This window comes from Brevibacillus sp. FSL K6-0770, assembly GCF_038000275.1.
In the GTDB taxonomy this organism is placed as follows: Bacteria; Bacillota; Bacilli; order Brevibacillales; family Brevibacillaceae; genus Brevibacillus; species Brevibacillus parabrevis.
The window spans coordinates 2,110,648-2,128,244 of record NZ_JBBOBQ010000001.1; the positions used below are offsets into that span (position 1 = coordinate 2,110,648).

A 17,597-nucleotide genomic window follows, 5' to 3' on the forward strand; every position below is an offset into this window, starting at 1 on the left:
GGGGCTATCGATGACGAACCGTTTTGATAAAGTAGTTACCATGCAGGAGGCGCTGTCCCATTTCCGCGACGGGATGACGCTTCTGGCAGGAGGCTTTGGAGGTGTGGGCAATCCGCCCACACTGATCCAGGGCATTTTGGATTTGGGTGTGCGCGATTTGACGCTGATCAGCAACGATACCGCGTTTCCACACATCGGGATCGGCAAGCTCGTGACGGAAAAGCGGGTCAAAAAAGTCATCGCGTCCCACATCGGCTCCAATCCGAACGCAGGGGCGCAAATGACGGCCGGAGAGCTTGAGGTCGAGTTTTGCCCTCAAGGCATTCTCGCGGAGCGTGTACGGGCAGGCGGCGTCGGTTTGGGAGGCATTTTGTCCGATGTCGGCATCGGCACGATTGCAGAAAAAGGCAAGCAAAAGGTCGTGCTCGATGGCAAGGAATTTTTGCTGGAGACGCCTTTGACAGCGGAAGTGGCGATCGTCCATGCCAAAAAAGCGGATCGCTTCGGCAATCTGGTTTACGATACGAGCGCGCGCAACTTCAATCCGCTTGTGGCGATGGCAGGAGACATCACCATTGTCGAAGCGGACGAGATCGTCGAGGTTGGCGAGCTGAACCCGGAAGAAATCGTGACGCCGGGCGTGTTCGTCAATTACATCGTGCAAAGTGAAGGGGTGAACTGGCAATGGGCGTGGGAGAAGTAAAAGAGACCGAGAGCTACCGTGAGCGAATCGCACGCAGGGCGGCCCTGGAAGTCGAGGACGGAATGATTATCAACTTGGGAATCGGCATCCCTACGCTGGTGGCCGATTTCATTCCCGCGGACAAACGGGTGATGTTCCACGCCGAGAACGGCATCCTCGGAACCGGGCCAAGTCCGGCAAAAGGGGAAGAAAACGCGATGCTGTGCAATGCAGGCGGCTTTCCCGTCACATTGGCGACAGGGGCGTCCTTTTTCGACAGCGCAACGGCATTTGCGATCATCCGCCGCGGCCTGTTGGATATGACCATCCTCGGAGTGCTGGAGGTCAGCCAAAACGGCGATATTGCCAACTGGATTGTGCCGGGCAAGCGCGTGCCGGGTATGGGCGGGGCGATGGAGCTGGCCCAGAAAGCGAAAAAAGTGATGGTCGTGACGACGCATCTCGATAAAAACGGCCGTTCCAAAATCGTCCGAGAATGCTCGCTTCCGCTCACTGCCACTCAGGCGGCAGACTGGATCATCACGGACATGGCTGTCATGGAAGTTACGCCAGATGGCTTGTATTTGCGCGAGGTCATGTATCCGTACAGTGTGGCGGATGTCATCGGGGCCACCGAAGCGGAACTGAAGATAGAGGGCGAAGTAGGCGTATTCCGCTAGACAATAAGCAAAAGACAAAAGGCAAAGGACGAACCCAAGAAACGGAGGAAGAACATGGCTAACTGGCAAGCGCTGATACGAGAGCAGTTGGAAAAGGATCGGGAAGCTTCTGTCAAGTTGCTGCAAGAGTGGGTGCAAAGCCCGAGCGTGCAAGGAGCAGAGGAAGCGATTCAGAAAAGCATCGCCGATCATTTGGCGAAGATGGGCCTGAGTGTCGACTTGTGGGTCATGGAAGGGGAAGAGCTGGTTTCGCATCCGTACTTCGTCTCCCCCCGGCAAACGTTTGAAGGCAGTCCGAACGTCGTCGGCGTCTGGAAAGGCGCGGGGAATGGCCGCTCGCTCATTTTGAACGGGCACGTCGATGTCGTTCCCGCTGGCGATTACGCCCAGTGGAGCGATGATCCGTTCAGCGGAAAAGTGGAGGACGGCAAACTGTACGGCAGGGGCGCAACCGACATGAAGGGCGGAAACCTGTCGTCGCTCTTGGCTATTTCCGTCCTGCAAAAGCTCGGTGTCAGCCTGAAGGGAGACGTCATTTTCCAAAGCGTGGTGGAGGAAGAAAGCGGTGGAGCCGGAACGCTTGCCACCATCCTGCGCGGCTACAAGGCAGATGCTGCGCTGATCCCTGAGCCGACGAACATGAAAATTTTCCCGAAACAGCAAGGCTCGATGTGGTTCCGTCTGACGGTCAAGGGACGCTCTGCTCATGGCGGCACCCGCTACGAAGGAGTCAGTGCCATCGAGAAAAGCATGCTCGTCGTGCAGGCGATTGGCCGTCTGGAAAAAGAGCGTAACGACCGTCTCGATGATCCGCTGTACGCCAAGCTGCCGATTCCGATCCCGATCAACATCGGGGTCATCGAAGGCGGAAAATGGCCGTCGTCTGTCGCGGATCTCGTCAAGCTGGAAGGCAGGATGGGAGTCGCGCCCGGCGAGCAGATGGAGGATGCCAAGGCAGAAATGGAAGCGGCTTTGCAGCGTCTGGCAGAAGTCGATCCGTGGTTTGCGGAGCAGCCAGTCGAGCTGGAATGGTACGGCGCGCGCTGGGTGCCAGGGGATGTCGCACAGGATCATCCGCTCATGGACATTTTGCAGGACAAGTTTGCGGCCGTGACGGGCGAGCGTGCCATTGTGGAAGCATCTCCGTGGGGAACAGACGGCGGCTTGTTGACGGCTTTGGCCGATACGCCTGCTATCGTCGTGGGGCCTGGTGTTACACAAGTAGCGCACTATCGGGACGAGTACATCGTTTTGGATGACGTCTTCCGCTGCGCGGAAATTTTTGCTTTGACTCTGCTCGACTGGTGCGGGGTAGCCGAAGGGCCAGCGCAGTAAGGAAGCCGCAGCGTCTTTTTCTAGGGCGCTTTTAAGCTACTTGAGATGGTAATTGTGAAAAAAAGGAAAAAGTTTGAGCGCAGGACAAGGAAGCGCCGTCTGCTCTGGAGAATGATTGGGAGAGGCTTTGAGAGATCCAATCGTGTCAGGGACGGAGGAGACGGCGATGAGAAGAGCGTGTTTTATCGGGGGAAAGTGGATACCTATGGCAGACCATGCCCCGTTGTATTCGCCTTGTACAGGTCAGGTGATCGCACACATTCCCCAGGCGGATGCTGTGGCAGTAGAGCGGGCGATTGCAGCGGCCGAAGAAGCTACAACCCCCATGCGCCGCATGCCAGCTTACCAGCGAGCAGCCATTCTGGAGAAAATCGCCATCCTGTTGGATGAGCGAATGGAGGAAGCTGCCCGGATCGTCGCGCTGGAAGCGGGAAAACCGATTCGGACAGCGCGCGGCGAAATCATCCGCACGGTGCAGACGTACAGGTTTGCAGCGGAAGAAGCCAAGCGGCTGCACGGGGAAACGATTCCACTGGACGCTGCTATCGGTGGCGAAGGCCGTCTCGCTTACACGGTGCGCGAGCCTCTGGGAGTCGTGGGCGCGATCACGCCGTTTCCTTTTCCGTTCAATTCGATAGCGCACAAGGTCGGGCCTGCGCTCGCTGCTGGCAATACAGTCGTATTGAAGCCAGCTTCGCAGACCCCGATCAGTGCGCTTTTTCTCGCTGAGCTGGCAGAGCAGGCTGGACTCCCGGCAGGAGCGTTAAACGTCGTCACAGGCAGCGCAGAGGTCGTGGGCCACAAGCTGGTTACCGACCCGCGAGTTCGCGCCGTGACCTTTTCCGGAAGCCCTGAAGTGGGCGTCGAGGTGCGCAATCGGGCGGGCTTGAAAAAAGTAATCTTGGAGCTGGGCGCCAATTCTGCGGTCATCGTCGACCGCGATACGCCGCTGGACGAGGTCGTTTTGCGCTGCTTGTTCGGGGCTTTTGCTTATTCTGGTCAAGTGTGTGTGTCTGTGCAACGAATTTATGTCGTGACGGACATCTATGACGAATTTGTCCGCCGCTTTGTGGAACAGACGGTGGCGTTGCGCGGGGGAGATTCGCTAGAAGAAGAAGCAGACTTTTCCGCCATGGTCCATCCGAAGCAGACAGAGCGCGTGCTTGCCTGGATCGGGGAAGCGCTCGACCAAGGGGCGAAGCTCGCCTGCGGCGGCGAACTGATGGGGCGGATGCTTTTGCCGACCGTCCTGACGCATGTGCCGCGGGAGGCAAAGATTGCCCGCGAGGAAGTATTCGGGCCTGTCGTCATGATCAATCCGGTACAGTCGGTCCAGCAGGCGATCAGGCTGGTCAATGATTCGCGGTACGGCTTGCAGGCGGGGGTTTACACGAACAATTTGTCACTGGCGTTGGAAGCGGCGGACGAGCTTAGAGTGGGCGGGGTTATCATCAATGACATCCCGACGTTCCGGGTGGATCATATGCCGTTTGGCGGCGTGAAGGAGAGCGGGCTGGGACGGGAAGGTGTCGCGTGCGCCGTCGAGGAACTGAGCGAGTTGAAGCTCGTCGTCGTCAAGCGGTAAAGCGGTAGGTTCGCTTCTGCCGACGCTTGCAAGCGGTCTTGCAGCTGTGCTATAGTTAAACCAGCTATTGATGCGGAGGGATACCGAAGTGGTCATAACGGGGCGGTCTTGAAAACCGTTAGAGTGCAAGCTCACGCGGGTTCGAATCCTGCTCCCTCCGCCACCGTGTTTTCATTACCCGAATAGGACACGAAGATCTCTTTCGTTTAAAGAGGTCTTTTTTATATCAGCAAAATGCAAGCGTGTGCTCCGACGCCGAAGCTGCCCATTCCAGCACACACCGTTTTTTTCCTCAAAATCCAGAAGAACCAATATCGAAGAGCGGCCCGTTTTAAGATATGCTGTACACAAGGACTCGAATGTTTCTTGGGGCCTGCGGCAGCTTCAATAATGCAGAGGGAGCTGCCGTCTTTTTTTGCTATTAAAAGTCAGAAAATAAACATAACACAGAAAATTGAGATATAATAAGGGGGAATACGGTGAGGGAGGGTTTGTGATGATGGAAGCCCAACGAGTAAGAAGAAATACGCTTGGCGATATTTTGCGACGAAGCAGGCTGCGCTACCCCGAGAAGATTGCCTTGCAATTTGAGGAAGAGGTACTTACATACACGAAGTTGGATCAACTTGTCAATCAGGCTGCGCACACCTTCCTCGCCAAAGGATTGCAAAAAGGGGAGCGAGTGGCGGTTCTGTCCAGAAACTCCATGGACTTTGTCATCCTCAACTTTGCGCTGGCCAAAGCGGGGCTGATTATGGTGCCGATCAACTTCATGCTGCATACAAACGATGTGGCTTTTATTTTCGGACATGCAGAGGTGAGCGCCTGCTTTGTGGCTCCGGAATTTCTCACGGTCGCCAAGGAAGCGCTCGAATCGGCAAACTTATCGCCCAAGCTTTTGTCGCTGATCTCCAGGCCAGCGGTGCAGGAAGGAGAGTGGGTGCCGTTTCGCCCGCTGATTGAGGGCGCCAGTACGGAAGAGCCGGAGCTGGAGCTGGCCGACGAGGATGTCGCCCACATTTTGTACACGAGCGGCACGGAATCGAGGCCAAAAGGAGTCATGCTGACGCACAGCAGCATTCTTTCGGAATACGTCAGCACGATTATAGAAGGAAATATGTCGCACGATGATGTAGCTGTGCACGCGCTTCCTTTGTTCCATAGCGCGCAGCTGCACTGCTTCCTCGGGCCGTATGTATATCTGGGTGGCACCGGCATTATTTTGGAGCAAGCGACGCCAGGCTTGATGCTTCAGGTCGTAGAGAGCCACCAGGCGACACAGCTTTTTTGCCCGCCGACTGTTTGGATTGCCTTGCTCCGCTCTCCCGAGTTTTCGTCGCGGAACTTGTCTTCGCTGCAAAAATGTTACTACGGCGCGGCGATCATGCCTGTAGAAGTGTTGAAGGAGCTGGGAACGCGTCTGCCCAATGCGCAATTTTACAACTTCTACGGACAGACCGAGGTAGCTCCACTGGCGACGGTATTGCAGCCGAAGGACCAGATTCGCAAAGCCGGATCGGCTGGCAAACCTGCGCTCAATGTAGAGACAAAAATTGTCGATGACGATGGCGTCGAGGTGCCCAGAGGCTGCGTGGGCGAGATTGTTCATCGAACGAGCCATGCGATGATCGGTTATTTCCGCGACGAAGAAAAGACGCAGGCAGCTTTTCTCGGCGGCTGGTTCCACAGCGGCGACTTGGGGATTATGGATGAAGAAGGCTATATTACTGTCGTCGACCGGAAAAAGGACATGATCAAATCAGGCGGGGAAAATGTAGCGAGCAGGGAAGTCGAGGAGCTGATCTACCAGCACCCGAAAGTATCGGAAGTAGCTGTAATCGGCATTCCCCATCCGTACTGGATCGAGGCTGTGGCGGCAGTCGTGGTGCCAAAGGCAGGCGAGACTGTGTCGGAAGAAGAAATGCTCGCCTTTTGCAAAGAGCGCCTCGCCTCGTTCAAGGCGCCGAAGTATGTCTTTATCACGGACACGCTCCCGCGCAACCCGAGCGGGAAAATATTAAAGCGTGAACTGCGTCTGCGCTACGACACGCTGCCGACTTCGTAAGTCGTTTGGGGGACAACAGGGGCTGGTTCGCCACTGCGGACAAAAGCCCGGCTCGATGCATGGCTGGTTCGCCGCTGCGAACAAAAGCCTAGCTCGATGCAAGGGCTAGTCCGCCCCTGTGAACAAAAGCCTAGCTCGATGCATGAGCTGGTCTGCTGCTACAAACAAAAGCCCGTCCCGATGCAAGGGCAAGGGCTGACCCACCCTCCCAACAAAAACCCGCTCGATCACCGGATGTTTCGGCTGTCGGGCGGGTTTTTTTGCCTGTATCCTATTTCACATGAGACACAGTCGGCTGGTCAGGGTGGATTGCTTCAAAGCGGTAGCCTTTTGCTTTCAAAAAGGCGATTACTTCAGGCAGCGCCTGGGCCGTAGGTGTTTTCGTGCTTGCATCGTGCATGAGCACGACAATTTCTTTTTGGGCTTTTACTTGCGCCTTGACGTTGGCGAGAGCTTGCTGGGCTGTATATTTATTGCTGCGGGCGTCGCCGTTGGTCACATTCCAGTCGATGAACGTATAGCCTCTTTTGTTCGCTTCGGCTTTAATGGCGTTCATGACAGGCGCTTGCTTGCTGTATCGTTTCGTATCCTGGTATTTGAGGCTGACGGTGTTGGTGCTGCCGCCCGGATAGCGGAACAGGACGGGCTTGACTCCCGTTGCTTTTTCGATCAGCTGGTTGCCTTTTTCCAGATCGGCAAAAAAGGCTTCCATGCTTTTGTACACAATCTTGTAGTCATGCGAGTACGTATGACCACCGATAGCATGGCCTTCTGCCACAATTCGTTTCAGAATCGCTTCGTGGCCGGGCACATTTCTTCCGACGATGAAGAAAGTAGCTTTGACCTGATTTTTTTTCAGCGTATCCAAAATTTGCGGTGTTACCGGAGAAGGGCCATCGTCAAAAGTCAAATACGCGATCTTGTCGCCAGGCTTTGGTGCAGGGACTGCTGGCGGCTTCTGCGCTGGTGCAGGCGGCTTGGGAGCCGGAGTGTTCGTACCAGGCGGCTTGGCAGGCTCTGGCGTGCTTGGAGCCGGAGTGTTCGTACCAGGCGGCTTGGCAGGCTCTGGAATGCTTGGAGCTGGTGGCGTAACGGTTCCAGGCTTGCCAGCAGGCGGTGCAGGGACCGGAGCAGCGTACGGACTATGAATCGCTCCAGACGGCATGAACGGCGTCTCCCCATAGATTAAAAAGCTTTTGCGCAGCTCGACGAATTTGCCGAGCGCTTCTGCATAGGAAGCGACGATTTCTTGCGGGCTTTTGCCTTGGGCAAGCAATTGGGCGATTTTGCTGGTGCCCATGACTTGATCGAACATCGTGATTTCTTTCTCGGTGCTCTGTGGAACCGCAAACGGCTGAAGCTGTCGCGCGTAGGCAAGCGCGTACAGACCTGTGCGAACCGGATTGAAAACGCGCGAATCGTGGATGTGCAGGCGCACGCCGCCAGCGTTTTCCTTCTTCTCAGGGAGAAAAAGCACGCCAGGCAGCAAGCTGCCGTTCAACAAGTCGGCGAACTGGACGGAATCGATGCCTTCCGCGCCGATCCAGGCGAAGTTGTCCGCTTGCTTGACCGGTGTTCCTTCGCCGAGTCCGGTAGCCATGTACCCGTAGACAGATGTCAGGTCAGGAAGGTGCGGGGAGCTTGGCACCCATTTCAGCCCCGTATCGGGGTAGGTCATGCCGCGCGTGTAGCCTTCCATCGGAACGACATACAAATCAGCGCCGATCGAGCGGTTGAAGAACAGGGCAAGCTCGCCGATGGTCATCCCGTGAGCGAGAGGCAGCTCGTCGATGCCGATGAACGATTGATAAGGTTTTTCCAGGACTGGTCCCTCCACGATTGTGCCGCCAAGCGGATTCGGGCGATCGAGCACGACGATTCGTTTGCCTTGTTCCTTCGCCGCAGCCATGGCGTAGTGGAGTGTCGATATGTACGTATACGTTCGGGAGCCTGTATCTTGCAAGTCGACGAGCAAAGTGTCAAAATGCCCCATCATCTCCGGCGTCGGCTGGCGAGTCGAGCCGTACAAGCTGTAGACAGGAATCCCGTAAACCGGATGGGTGTAGCTCTTCGCCTGAGTGCCGACCTGCTCTTTGCCGTCCAGGCCATACTCCGGGGCGAAAAGAGCCGTGAGTTTGACAGAGCGGTCGCGCCGCAACAGGTCGATCGTGCTCGCTCCCTGACTGTTGATTCCGGTTTGATTCGTGATCAGCCCGACGTTTTTCCCCTCAATCAGCTGATGAAAGCGGTCAAACAGCAAATCGCTTCCCAGCTGGACCGCAGTCGTATTGGCAGAACTGCCGCCGGGAGGGATCATGGTCAAGATCAATGCGAGGATAAGAAAAGGAATAAACTTTTTCATCATCATTGCCTCTTTCGAAAAAATACTGTCGTTTCTTGCTTCATTGTAACGCGTTTTGGGAGGAATATGGTTGTATTTTTGTAACAATTTGAAATTAGGTCAAAAGATAGAGGAATATCGTCGTTTTTTACCGTTTCCAGCGCTATCCTGCTTGTCCATTCAGTCCCTTCCTTCTACAATTAACAGTACGATCTTGGTGGGCTGATTCGAGGAATGCCTTGAAACGGTTGCTATCCTATAGTAGATTAAGAATCGTGTGAATCTTATTGGAAACGGAGTGGACATTTTGCTGAAAAAAATTACGTCATTCATGTTGGCTGTTGCCCTGGTGCCTATGGCGGCCTTTTCTGCTGCGGCAGCGCCTGCGCAAGCTGCCATCAAAGTCGAGTACAATAAAAAAGAGATTGTATTCCCGGATCAAAAGCCTGTGATCCGTGATAGCCGTACACTTGTACCGATTCGTCCCATTGCAGAGTCCCTCGGATTCAAAGTCGATTGGAATGAAAAAACAAGAACCGTGACCATCGATAAAGGCAACGATAACATTCGCCTCGTCGTAACGCAAAAAATTGCGAAGAAAAATGGACAAACCATCAATCTCGATGTGCCTGCGCAAATTGTCAACCAGCGCACGGTCGTGCCTGTTCGCTTTATCGCTGAAGCGCTGAGCTACAAAGTGGACTGGGACCCGGCTTCCCAAACAGTGCTCATTGCCGATCAGCAAACGACACAGCCAGGCCAGCCGCAAACTCCGCAACCGACAAAACCGACGACTGGCGAAGAGAAAAAGCCTGATCAGGTTGTCTTGATCAACGATGAAAGTGTTGTCGGAAAGACAAGCTCCCTTTTCCAGATCGGTCTGTACCAAGTAACCGGAAAAGTGGACCCGAAATCTGAGGTTATTGTAGTCATCGGCGATGAGTCGTATGAAGCGGAAGTAAAAGCAGATGGCACGTTCGAATTTATTGGCGACGCTGAAGACGGCATCCGTCAATTTACGGTCAAAGCCGAGAAGGAAGGCAAGAAAGATACTTATGAAGGGGAATTTGTCTCCGTTGATTAAGGGAGCCACTTCCTGAGTAAGAACACCTCCTGCACACCACACTATGTGCAAGGAGGTGTTTTTTGTTGAAGCGATTTTGTGTAAGCATCTGTGCGTCTCTTCTGATCGCGGGCTTGGTGACAGGATGTTCGCCAAACAAAGAACAAGGCACCGAAGATCGGGGCGGGAATCAGGCAAAATTCGAATCGTATGGCATCAACTATCGCAATGACAACGCAGGGATGGACAAAGGTCCGGCAGCGATGATCAGCCAAAAAATGGTCCATAACCGGGAGCCTCATCTCGTCTCGTATCTGGAGCGGCATGCGGAAAAAATACCGGGAGTCGTCGATATTAAAGTGCTGGCTTACAAAGACAACCTGCTCGTCGGTGTGTTGCCAGTAGATACGCCAAAGCCAGACGAGGTCAACCCGCGTCCGACCATCCCTTATACGCCAGGCAAGATCGTCCGCAACGACAACGGACATACCGATGCGCTGCAAAAGCGGGTAGTGGACCGGATGAGGGGCAGGCTACAGACTGAATCCCGGTTCAATCTGATGTACGTGTCCACCAACCGGGCGATTTACGATCGCATTGCCGATTTGCATGAACGAATCTTGCGCGGCGAGGAAATCAACAATGAAGAATTTCAACTGCTGCTCAATGATATCGGTTATAGCGTCAAAGGTTACAATCTCGTTGACTGACAGAAGACCACCTGGCCGCCCGGGTGGGCTTTTTGTCGATCGGCGCGCGATGGCAGGAGTTTTGCAAGAAATGGGGAAATAGTCTGGAAGAGTAGGAGAACGGCAAGGAGTGCAACGCATGAGTCAATTCCAGGTACCCATTTCCAAAATTACTCTCCCCGGGCAAAAGCCATACGTGCTCAGACGCCCAGCCCTGGCGAGGAAGCTGCGGCTTCTTGCGCATGCGCAGCTCTGTCTGATTCACGCGGGAGCAGGCTACGGCAAAACAACATCGTTCGCCACGTTTTTGCACGATGAGTCCCGCAACGCTTCCTGGTATTTCATCGCAGAAGAGGATACGGCGTTAGCTGACTTTTTGTGGTGTCTGGTGGAAAGTGTCCGGCGGGTCGCACCTGATTTTGGACAGACGCTTCGCGAGTTGCTGGAAAAGGAAAAGGAAGCGAAGTCCGCTGCTGCTTTCGCGAAAGCAGCGCAGGGGGAAAACGGGAAGCGCTTCGCTGATTGGTTTGCCAGGGAATGCGCACGGCTGCCGGATCAGTTTGTGATTGTGCTCGATCGTTACGAGCGAGTGGCTGGCGACAGCGAAATCGACCGTTTCGTGTCTGAGCTGGTTCAGCATGTGCCGCACAAGGTCAAGCTGGCGATTTTGACACGCATTCGCCCTGTGTGGAAAAATTTAGAATTACTCACAGCGCGAGGCGAGTGTCTGGAGCTTACGACCGATGATTTGGCGTTTACGATCGAAGAAAGCGAAGCCTTTTATTCGGATCAGTATGATATCGCACTGACTGAGGACGAATGGCAGCAAGTTGCGGAAGTGACGCGCGGCTGGGTCATGGCGCTTCGGTCCATCGGTGAAAAAATTGCCAGAGGCTTCAAGCTGTCGGATAGCTTGCATGAGCTGTCCCGCCTGCTGCACCTGCTGGAAGCGGATGTCTGGGTCGGGCTGAAAGAAGACATGCAGCATTTCCTGATGGAGGCAGCAGCGCTTGAAACGTTCACCGAGGAAGATGGCAGGCAAGTTTTAGGGGCAAAAGCAGGGGAGATGCTGCAAGAGGCAAAGCGAAGCAATCTCTTTTTGCATGTCGACGAACGGGAACGCTATTTTTTTCATCCGTTATTTCAGCGGCTGTTATCCGGTAAACTCGCTTCGCATCAGGACATTTACACGCGGGTGAATCAGGCGGCAGCCCTCTGGTTTCGGCGAAAAGGCGAGGAAGAACAGGCATTTGAGCGTTTGCGGCTGCTGGAGCGCTGGGACTTGCTCGGCTCCTGGGTTCGCCAGGCCGCAGAGCGGTTTTTGAGCGCGGGTGTGCTGGACGGTTTGTACAAATGGCTGGCTTTATTGCCCGACTCGGTGAAAGCAGAGGAGCATTGGCTCTGGTTTTATCAGGGGGAAGTGGAGCGGTACCGCTGTCTGTACGCCAAGGCGTTTGCCTCGTATGAGCAGTTTCTAGTGTTTTGCGAGCAAAAGCAGGACAGGATCGGGTTATGCCGCGGGCTGGAAGGCAAAGCGAGAGTACACCTGGACAGCGTTCAGGGGGTGCAGGCAGAGGCGCTGCTGATGCGCGCGATCGAACAGTTGCCTGTGCAGGAGCAGGAAAGCGAACTGGCGCCGAGGCTGTACAGGCTGTTGGCAGAAATTTATACGAACAGAGGCGATTCCAGGCAGGCAGCGGCCTGGTATGAAAAGAGCCAGGAGCTGGAGCAGCAGACAGAAGTTGAGCTGGAATCGCGGCTGTTGTTCCGGACGGGGCGGCTGCAATCGTCCATCCAGCTGCTGGAAACGAAGTGGCAGTTGGAGCAGACCAGACACCCGACCTTGACGCGCTCGTACCGGGAGACGTCCTTATTGCTTTCTTTTGTCTACGCTTTGGACGGAGAGTGGGAGCGGGGCTTCGAGGCCGCAGAGACGGCGATCCAGCTCGGACGGGCGGCGCATTCTCCGTTCGTCGAGGCCAACGGCTACGTGAGAAAAGCACATGCCGCTCTAATCAGTCAAGGACTGCCTGCGGACGAGATTCGCAAGCTGTACGAAAAAGGTTTGCATATGATGGAAGAGTTGCAGTCGACGCGCGGCAAATCGGAGACGCTGCTCGGTCTGACGCTGTATCACGCCAGTCAAAAGGCGCTTGATCAGGCGCTTTTGTACGGCAAGCGCGGGATTGCGGAGACGGAAGCGATGCGTGACGACTGGCTGGGCAGCCTGGTGCGAATGGCGATTGGAATAGCCTACGCCAAATACGGCAAAGATGCAGAAGCATTGGAAACGTTTCGCGATTGTTCCGAGCGGTTGAGCCATTGCGGCGACAGCTATCATGTGGCGATCTGCCAGTTATGGCTCAGCTTTTTGGCATACCGGAGCAAGCGCTGGGAGTTGTTTGTCCCGGCTGTGACGCAGGCGTTGTCGTTGATGCAGACGGGAGAATACGCCTTTTTGCTGCAACGCCCTACCTTGCTCACGCCGTATGATGTGCAGCAGCTGATGCCGATATTGCTGGAAGCGGAGCGGCGCAAAGTATCGCCGGATTACATCTCACAGCTTTTGAACGACCTCGGGCTGCAAAACGTGACGTTCCACCCCGGGTATACGCTGCGCATCCAGACTTTGGGGGCGTTTCGCGTCTGGCTGGGAGAGCGGGAGCTGAGCGAAAAGGCGTGGCAGCGCGGGACGGCCAAGCTGTTGTTTCAGCTTTTGCTGACGAAACGTCACCACTTGTTGGCTCGCGAGGAAATCATGCATCGGCTGTGGCCTGACAGTATCGAGGAAGCGGCGATTCGCGACTTCAAAGTGGCGCTGAATGCGCTGAACAAAGCGTTGGAGCCGGACCGCGCCGCGCGATCGGACACGTTTTTTATCCAGCGTCACGGCAGCTCTTACGGCTTCAACCTCGCTTCCGGCTACCTTTTGGATGCAGAGGAATTTGAAAAGCTGGTCGCGCTCGGGCTGTCCGAGCAGGACGTGCGCCAAGCCACTCTTTTGCTCGAAAAAGGCTTGGGTTACTACCTCGGTGAGTATTTGCCGGAGTGCCGCTACGAGGAATGGTGCGTCGAGGAGCGGGAGCGAGTCCAGGCACTGTTTTTGCGCGGGGCGGAGCGGCTGGCAAAAATCAGGCTGGAACAAGGCCAGCAGGAGCAGGCGATTCGCTGGTGTGAAGCGATCTTGCGCGTGGACGATTGCTGGGAAGAAGCGTATCGGCTGCTGATGACAGCCTATTATGAACAAAACAACCGGACCCAGGCGATCCGCTGGTACAAAAAATGTGTCGCGAAGCTTCAGGAACAGCTCGGCGTTGCTCCGATGCAGGCGACGCAGGAGACGTATTGGCGCATCAGGGAAAAGTGAAAGGCCGCATGCGTGCGGTCTTTTTTGCGTTTGGGCAGGAAACATCTTGCCTGCGCGCCGGGCAAAAGTTTGGCAGCGGAATGGAAAAGTGGCCTATTGACAAAACTAGGAGCGTTTCGTAAACTAATTTTTGTACTGACCAGTCAGTTCAAAGACGATAAGGAGGACGGGAGTGATGGCACCTTCGAAAAAGGATCAAATCGCTCAGGGAGCGTTGACAGCATTCGCCCAATTGGGTTACAGCGAAACGACGATGGACGCGATTGCAGAAATGGCGCAGGTGGCGAAAGGAACGCTTTACTACCATTTCTCGACCAAAGAGGAGCTTTTCTTGTACGTGATTGAAAAAGGCGTGAAGATGCTGATTTACCATGTCGATAGTGTGATGCAAAATGAACAGCTGACTTTGGAAGATCGCATGCTGAATGTGTTGGATGAGCATCTTCGCTTCTTTTCCGAAAACCGCGAGCTGTGCTTCCTGCTGCTCAGTGTCTTTACGGGAGATGAGCAGCGCGATTTGACCGTCGCCAAGCTGCTGACGGGATATTTTACGATGATGGAATCTTACATGACCCGATTGCAGGAGCAAGGGTATATACGAGCGGATGTGGAAATCGGGACGCTCGCCTCGGCGTTGTTCGGCATGGTCGGTTTTACCGCCATTCGCAAACAATACCGCAAAGAACCGCTGGACACGCCGGAAAACAAACATACGCTACGCTGCTTCCTGGCGGGCATGTTGCAGACGAAACAATAACAAACAACAAGCACATAAAGAGACAGAGGAGAAATCGAAAATGAAGAAACGTGCATGGATCGGGGTAGCCGGATTTGTAGCCGGAATTGCAGTATTGGGAACGGTTTTGCTCGGGTCTGGCGGCAGCAGCCTGGCAGGGCAAAAGGCGACACAAGTAACAGGCGTCGTGGAGGGAACGGAAGTCGATCTTTCCTTTAAAATGGGCGGATCGATCGAGCAGATCGCTTTTAAAGAAGGCGATGAAGTAAAGGCAGGCCAACTGGTCGCTACCTTGAACAGCGAAGAGTTGCTGGCGAAAAAGGAACAGGCGGAAGCAGCCTATCGCCTGGCGCAAGTGAAGCTCGATCAAGCGAAAAAAGGTGTTTCCTTGACGGACAGCTCCAGTGACGCTCAGGTCGATCAGGCGCAAGCAGTCGTCAGCTCGGCACAGGCTCAACTGGCGGCAAACAAAAACGGAGCGCGCGCCGAGGAAATTTCCCAGCTGAAAGCCAAGTTGCAGGCAGCCCAAACCTCCAATCAGATCGCCGCTTCCAACCTGGAGCGGATGAACAAACTGCTGAAAGAGGGAGCCGTTCCCCAGGTAAAAGTCGAGGAAGCGCAAATGCAGGCAGAAAAAGCAAGCGCGGAACTGAAGGCAGCCGACGAGCAGTTGAAAATGGCTACCACAGGGGCACGCCGCGAGCAAGTAGACGCAGCGCAAGCTCAGCTTGATCAGGCGAAAGCAGCTTACAAGCAAGCCGTAGCCGCACGCGGTCAAGTAGGATTGAAAGAGCTGGACGTGAAATCGGCTGAAGCGGGTGTACTGCAAGCCAAAGGAGCTTTGGCTGAGATTGAAGCGTATTTGAACAACACGAAGCTGGTTGCGCCGATGGACGGAGTCGTCAAATCTGTTGCGGTGCAAAAAGGCGAGCTGGTTGCACAAGGCTTTACCGTTTTGACCATTCAGGCAAAATCCGATAACTACGTGAAGCTTTACGTGAACGAATACACGCTGGGGCAAATCAAGACAGGCGATACGGCCAAACTGTACGTGCCAGCCTTGAAACGGGAAGTGGAAGCGAAAATCGCCACGATTGCACCAGCAGCTGATTTTGCGGTGAAAAAGGCGACACAGGAGTTGGGCGATCGCGACATTCGTTCCTTCCAGGTGAAGCTGTTCCTGGCTGATCCAGAGCTGCGGCCAGGTTTGACGGTCGAGTGGAAGATCGAAGGAGCTGTTCATAGTGAGTGATTTCTCCCGGCTCTTTTTAAGCGAATGGAAAAACATGTTTGCGAACAAAACGATCCGCAACGTCATTTTTCTCGTACCGATCATTTACTTGACCCTGTTTGGCTTTTTGTACAGTGAAAAGAAAGTGATGCACATTCCGACCGTCATGGTGGACGCGGATCAGTCAGAGCTGAGCCGCGAGCTGTATCGGGCGTTTGAGGTCGATCAGACGTTTCAGGTTACATCTATCGTAGGCACCGAAGAGGAAGCGATGCGGCTGATTGACAAGGGCGAGGCCAATATTGCCTTGATCATTCCCGCCGAGCTGGAGAAGAACGTCAAGGCTGGACGGTCAGCCGAAGTATTGACGGTCATTGACGGCAGCAACATGATGATTTCCAACACCGCTGTCCGCGCAGCGAGCACGGTCGTCAAGTCGGTGTCCGCAGGCGCCACGCTGAAAAAAATGGAGGCGAAAGGCAGTTGGGGCGAAGAAGGGGTAAATCTTTTCACCGGAATCGACTATCGCTATCGCGTGCTGTACAATCCGACTTTCAGCTACATGTCCTTCATGGTTTTCGGTTTGACAGGAACGGTATTTCAACAGGTGTTGTTTCTCGGCATCGCCCTGTCAGTAGCGCAACAGAAGGAAGAAGGAACGTGGCAGGACACGCTGAGATCCCACAGCTTCTGGGCGATCACGGCAAGCAAGCTGCTGCCTTATTTCCTCGCAGGAACCTTGAACGTATTTTTGGGCTTCGTACTGCTGCTCAAAGGGTTCGAAATCCCGTACTACGGCAGCACCCTTGACTTGATGCTGATCGCAACCGCCTTTAACCTGGCCGTGCTCGCCATCGGGTACGCGATTTCTTTCTTCTCCAAAGACCAGCTGCAAGCGACACAAGTTGCGATGATGATTGCCGTTCCTTCGTTCATGCTGTCCGGCTTTACATGGCCGCTGGCATCAATGCCGACTGCGGTCGCTGCGATTGGTAAATCTTTGCCGCTCACCTACTTTTTGAACGGCGTCAGAGAAATCTTGAGCAAAGGTCACGGGCTGTCCTACGTCACGCACGACCTGGTTGTTTTGGGCTTCATGATCTTGCTCGGTCTGTTCTCGGCCTATTGCATATACTTGTTACAGACAAGGAAAAAAAAGGAAACCATTGCCGAAACGACAACGGTTTAGCGAGATTTGCAGAAAAGAAACCCTTGTGTTGTAAAGAATCTTTCCTATATACTTACTTAAAAAAGGCAGATTCTTCAACGCAAGGGGGACATTATGTCAGCGACTCATCTGAAGCAATTGTGCGAAGAGACGTACACCAAGTTGAAAAAGGTAAGCATGGAACTGGAGCGTTATCTCAATCAGGTTACCTTGTCTAGTCTTGTATCTGCATCGGGGGACCCGGAAGAGTTTGAATCTTACTACAGAACCTATCTGTCCGATTTGCGCCACTTGCTCGTCTACTGTGAAAATGCGTACGACAGGCTGGGAGTATCTTTGCGCCGGGCAAGGTTCAACGAAGACTTTGCCGAAGAAGTGCTGTATCAGGTGTATCACACCTGCATCAATTACTTCTATTATCCAAAAGGCGAAGTGTACGAGGAAGACGGACGCTATGCTTACACAGGTCAGGACTGTATTATCTTCCGCAAGCAGGTCACACCGGAGTTGGAGCAACTGACCTTGTCCTTGTCGAGAGTTTTTGAGCAAATGCGCGATGAACTGCAATATTACGAAAATGACTATATAGCGAAAAAACGATTGGAAAGAGAAAAAGCACAGGCGTAAACCTGTGCTTTTTTGTGCTTTCCCTGCT

13 protein-coding genes and 1 tRNA gene are annotated in these 17,597 nt (G+C 54.3%); 13 read left to right on the forward strand and 1 reads right to left on the reverse strand.

All coding sequences use genetic code 11. The features are described from left to right. Positions 1-10 precede the first annotated feature (10 nt). From NST23_RS10285 to NST23_RS10310, 6 genes are all read left to right on the forward strand, one after another. Positions 11-703 carry a 3-oxoacid CoA-transferase subunit A gene (locus tag NST23_RS10285; RefSeq protein WP_063227722.1) on the forward strand — a complete coding sequence of 231 codons (693 nt, stop codon included), beginning with the start codon at positions 11-13 and terminating at the stop codon, positions 701-703. Then, the gene (locus NST23_RS10290; RefSeq protein ID WP_122965636.1) at positions 685-1,362 is read left to right on the forward strand and encodes a 3-oxoacid CoA-transferase subunit B; all 678 of its coding nucleotides are present in this window, start codon (positions 685-687) and stop codon (positions 1,360-1,362) included. The genes NST23_RS10285 and NST23_RS10290 overlap by 19 nt, the downstream gene beginning before the upstream one ends. A gap of 54 nt (positions 1,363-1,416) precedes the next feature. Further along, positions 1,417-2,697, forward strand: coding sequence for a peptidase (locus NST23_RS10295; protein WP_122965637.1), 1,281 nt, complete (start codon positions 1,417-1,419; stop codon positions 2,695-2,697). Between the two features lie 166 nt (positions 2,698-2,863). Further along, positions 2,864-4,282, forward strand: a complete 1,419-nt coding sequence (locus NST23_RS10300) for an aldehyde dehydrogenase family protein (protein WP_173595582.1) — start codon at positions 2,864-2,866, stop codon at positions 4,280-4,282. A gap of 74 nt (positions 4,283-4,356) precedes the next feature. Continuing rightward, a tRNA-Ser gene (locus NST23_RS10305) sits at positions 4,357-4,445 on the forward strand. Between the two features lie 333 nt (positions 4,446-4,778). Beyond that, the gene (locus NST23_RS10310; RefSeq protein ID WP_173595583.1) at positions 4,779-6,347 is read left to right on the forward strand and encodes an acyl-CoA synthetase; all 1,569 of its coding nucleotides are present in this window, start codon (positions 4,779-4,781) and stop codon (positions 6,345-6,347) included. Between the two features lie 271 nt (positions 6,348-6,618). Here NST23_RS10310 and NST23_RS10315 read toward each other — a convergent pair whose 3' ends face one another. After that, positions 6,619-8,709, reverse strand: a complete 2,091-nt coding sequence (locus NST23_RS10315) for an exo-beta-N-acetylmuramidase NamZ domain-containing protein (RefSeq protein ID WP_280648242.1) — start codon at positions 8,707-8,709, stop codon at positions 6,619-6,621. A gap of 256 nt (positions 8,710-8,965) precedes the next feature. Here NST23_RS10315 and NST23_RS10320 point away from each other — a divergent pair, with 256 nt between their 5' ends. The 7 genes from NST23_RS10320 (at position 8,966) to NST23_RS10350 (ending at position 17,569) form a co-directional block, all read left to right on the forward strand. Further along, on the forward strand, positions 8,966-9,772 hold the full coding sequence (locus tag NST23_RS10320; protein WP_173595585.1) for a copper amine oxidase N-terminal domain-containing protein: 807 nt from the start codon (positions 8,966-8,968) through the stop codon (positions 9,770-9,772). Positions 9,773-9,837: 65 nt separating this feature from the next. Further along, the gene (locus NST23_RS10325; protein WP_122965886.1) at positions 9,838-10,461 is read left to right on the forward strand and encodes a sporulation protein; all 624 of its coding nucleotides are present in this window, start codon (positions 9,838-9,840) and stop codon (positions 10,459-10,461) included. A gap of 118 nt (positions 10,462-10,579) precedes the next feature. Then, the gene (locus NST23_RS10330; RefSeq protein ID WP_340963627.1) at positions 10,580-13,807 is read left to right on the forward strand and encodes a BTAD domain-containing putative transcriptional regulator; all 3,228 of its coding nucleotides are present in this window, start codon (positions 10,580-10,582) and stop codon (positions 13,805-13,807) included. Positions 13,808-13,982: 175 nt separating this feature from the next. Next, entirely contained in the window at positions 13,983-14,564 is a 582-nt protein-coding gene (locus NST23_RS10335; protein ID WP_122965644.1) for a TetR/AcrR family transcriptional regulator, read from the forward strand. A gap of 40 nt (positions 14,565-14,604) precedes the next feature. Then, on the forward strand, positions 14,605-15,795 hold the full coding sequence (locus tag NST23_RS10340; RefSeq protein WP_173595587.1) for an HlyD family secretion protein: 1,191 nt from the start codon (positions 14,605-14,607) through the stop codon (positions 15,793-15,795). Continuing rightward, on the forward strand, positions 15,785-16,963 hold the full coding sequence (locus NST23_RS10345) for an ABC transporter permease (RefSeq protein WP_173595976.1): 1,179 nt from the start codon (positions 15,785-15,787) through the stop codon (positions 16,961-16,963). The genes NST23_RS10340 and NST23_RS10345 overlap by 11 nt, the downstream gene beginning before the upstream one ends. 93 nt (positions 16,964-17,056) lie before the next feature. Next, positions 17,057-17,569 (forward strand): DUF3907 family protein, encoded by a 513-nt coding sequence (locus NST23_RS10350; RefSeq protein WP_063227734.1) that lies wholly within the window; start codon positions 17,057-17,059, stop codon positions 17,567-17,569. Positions 17,570-17,597 lie beyond the last annotated feature (28 nt).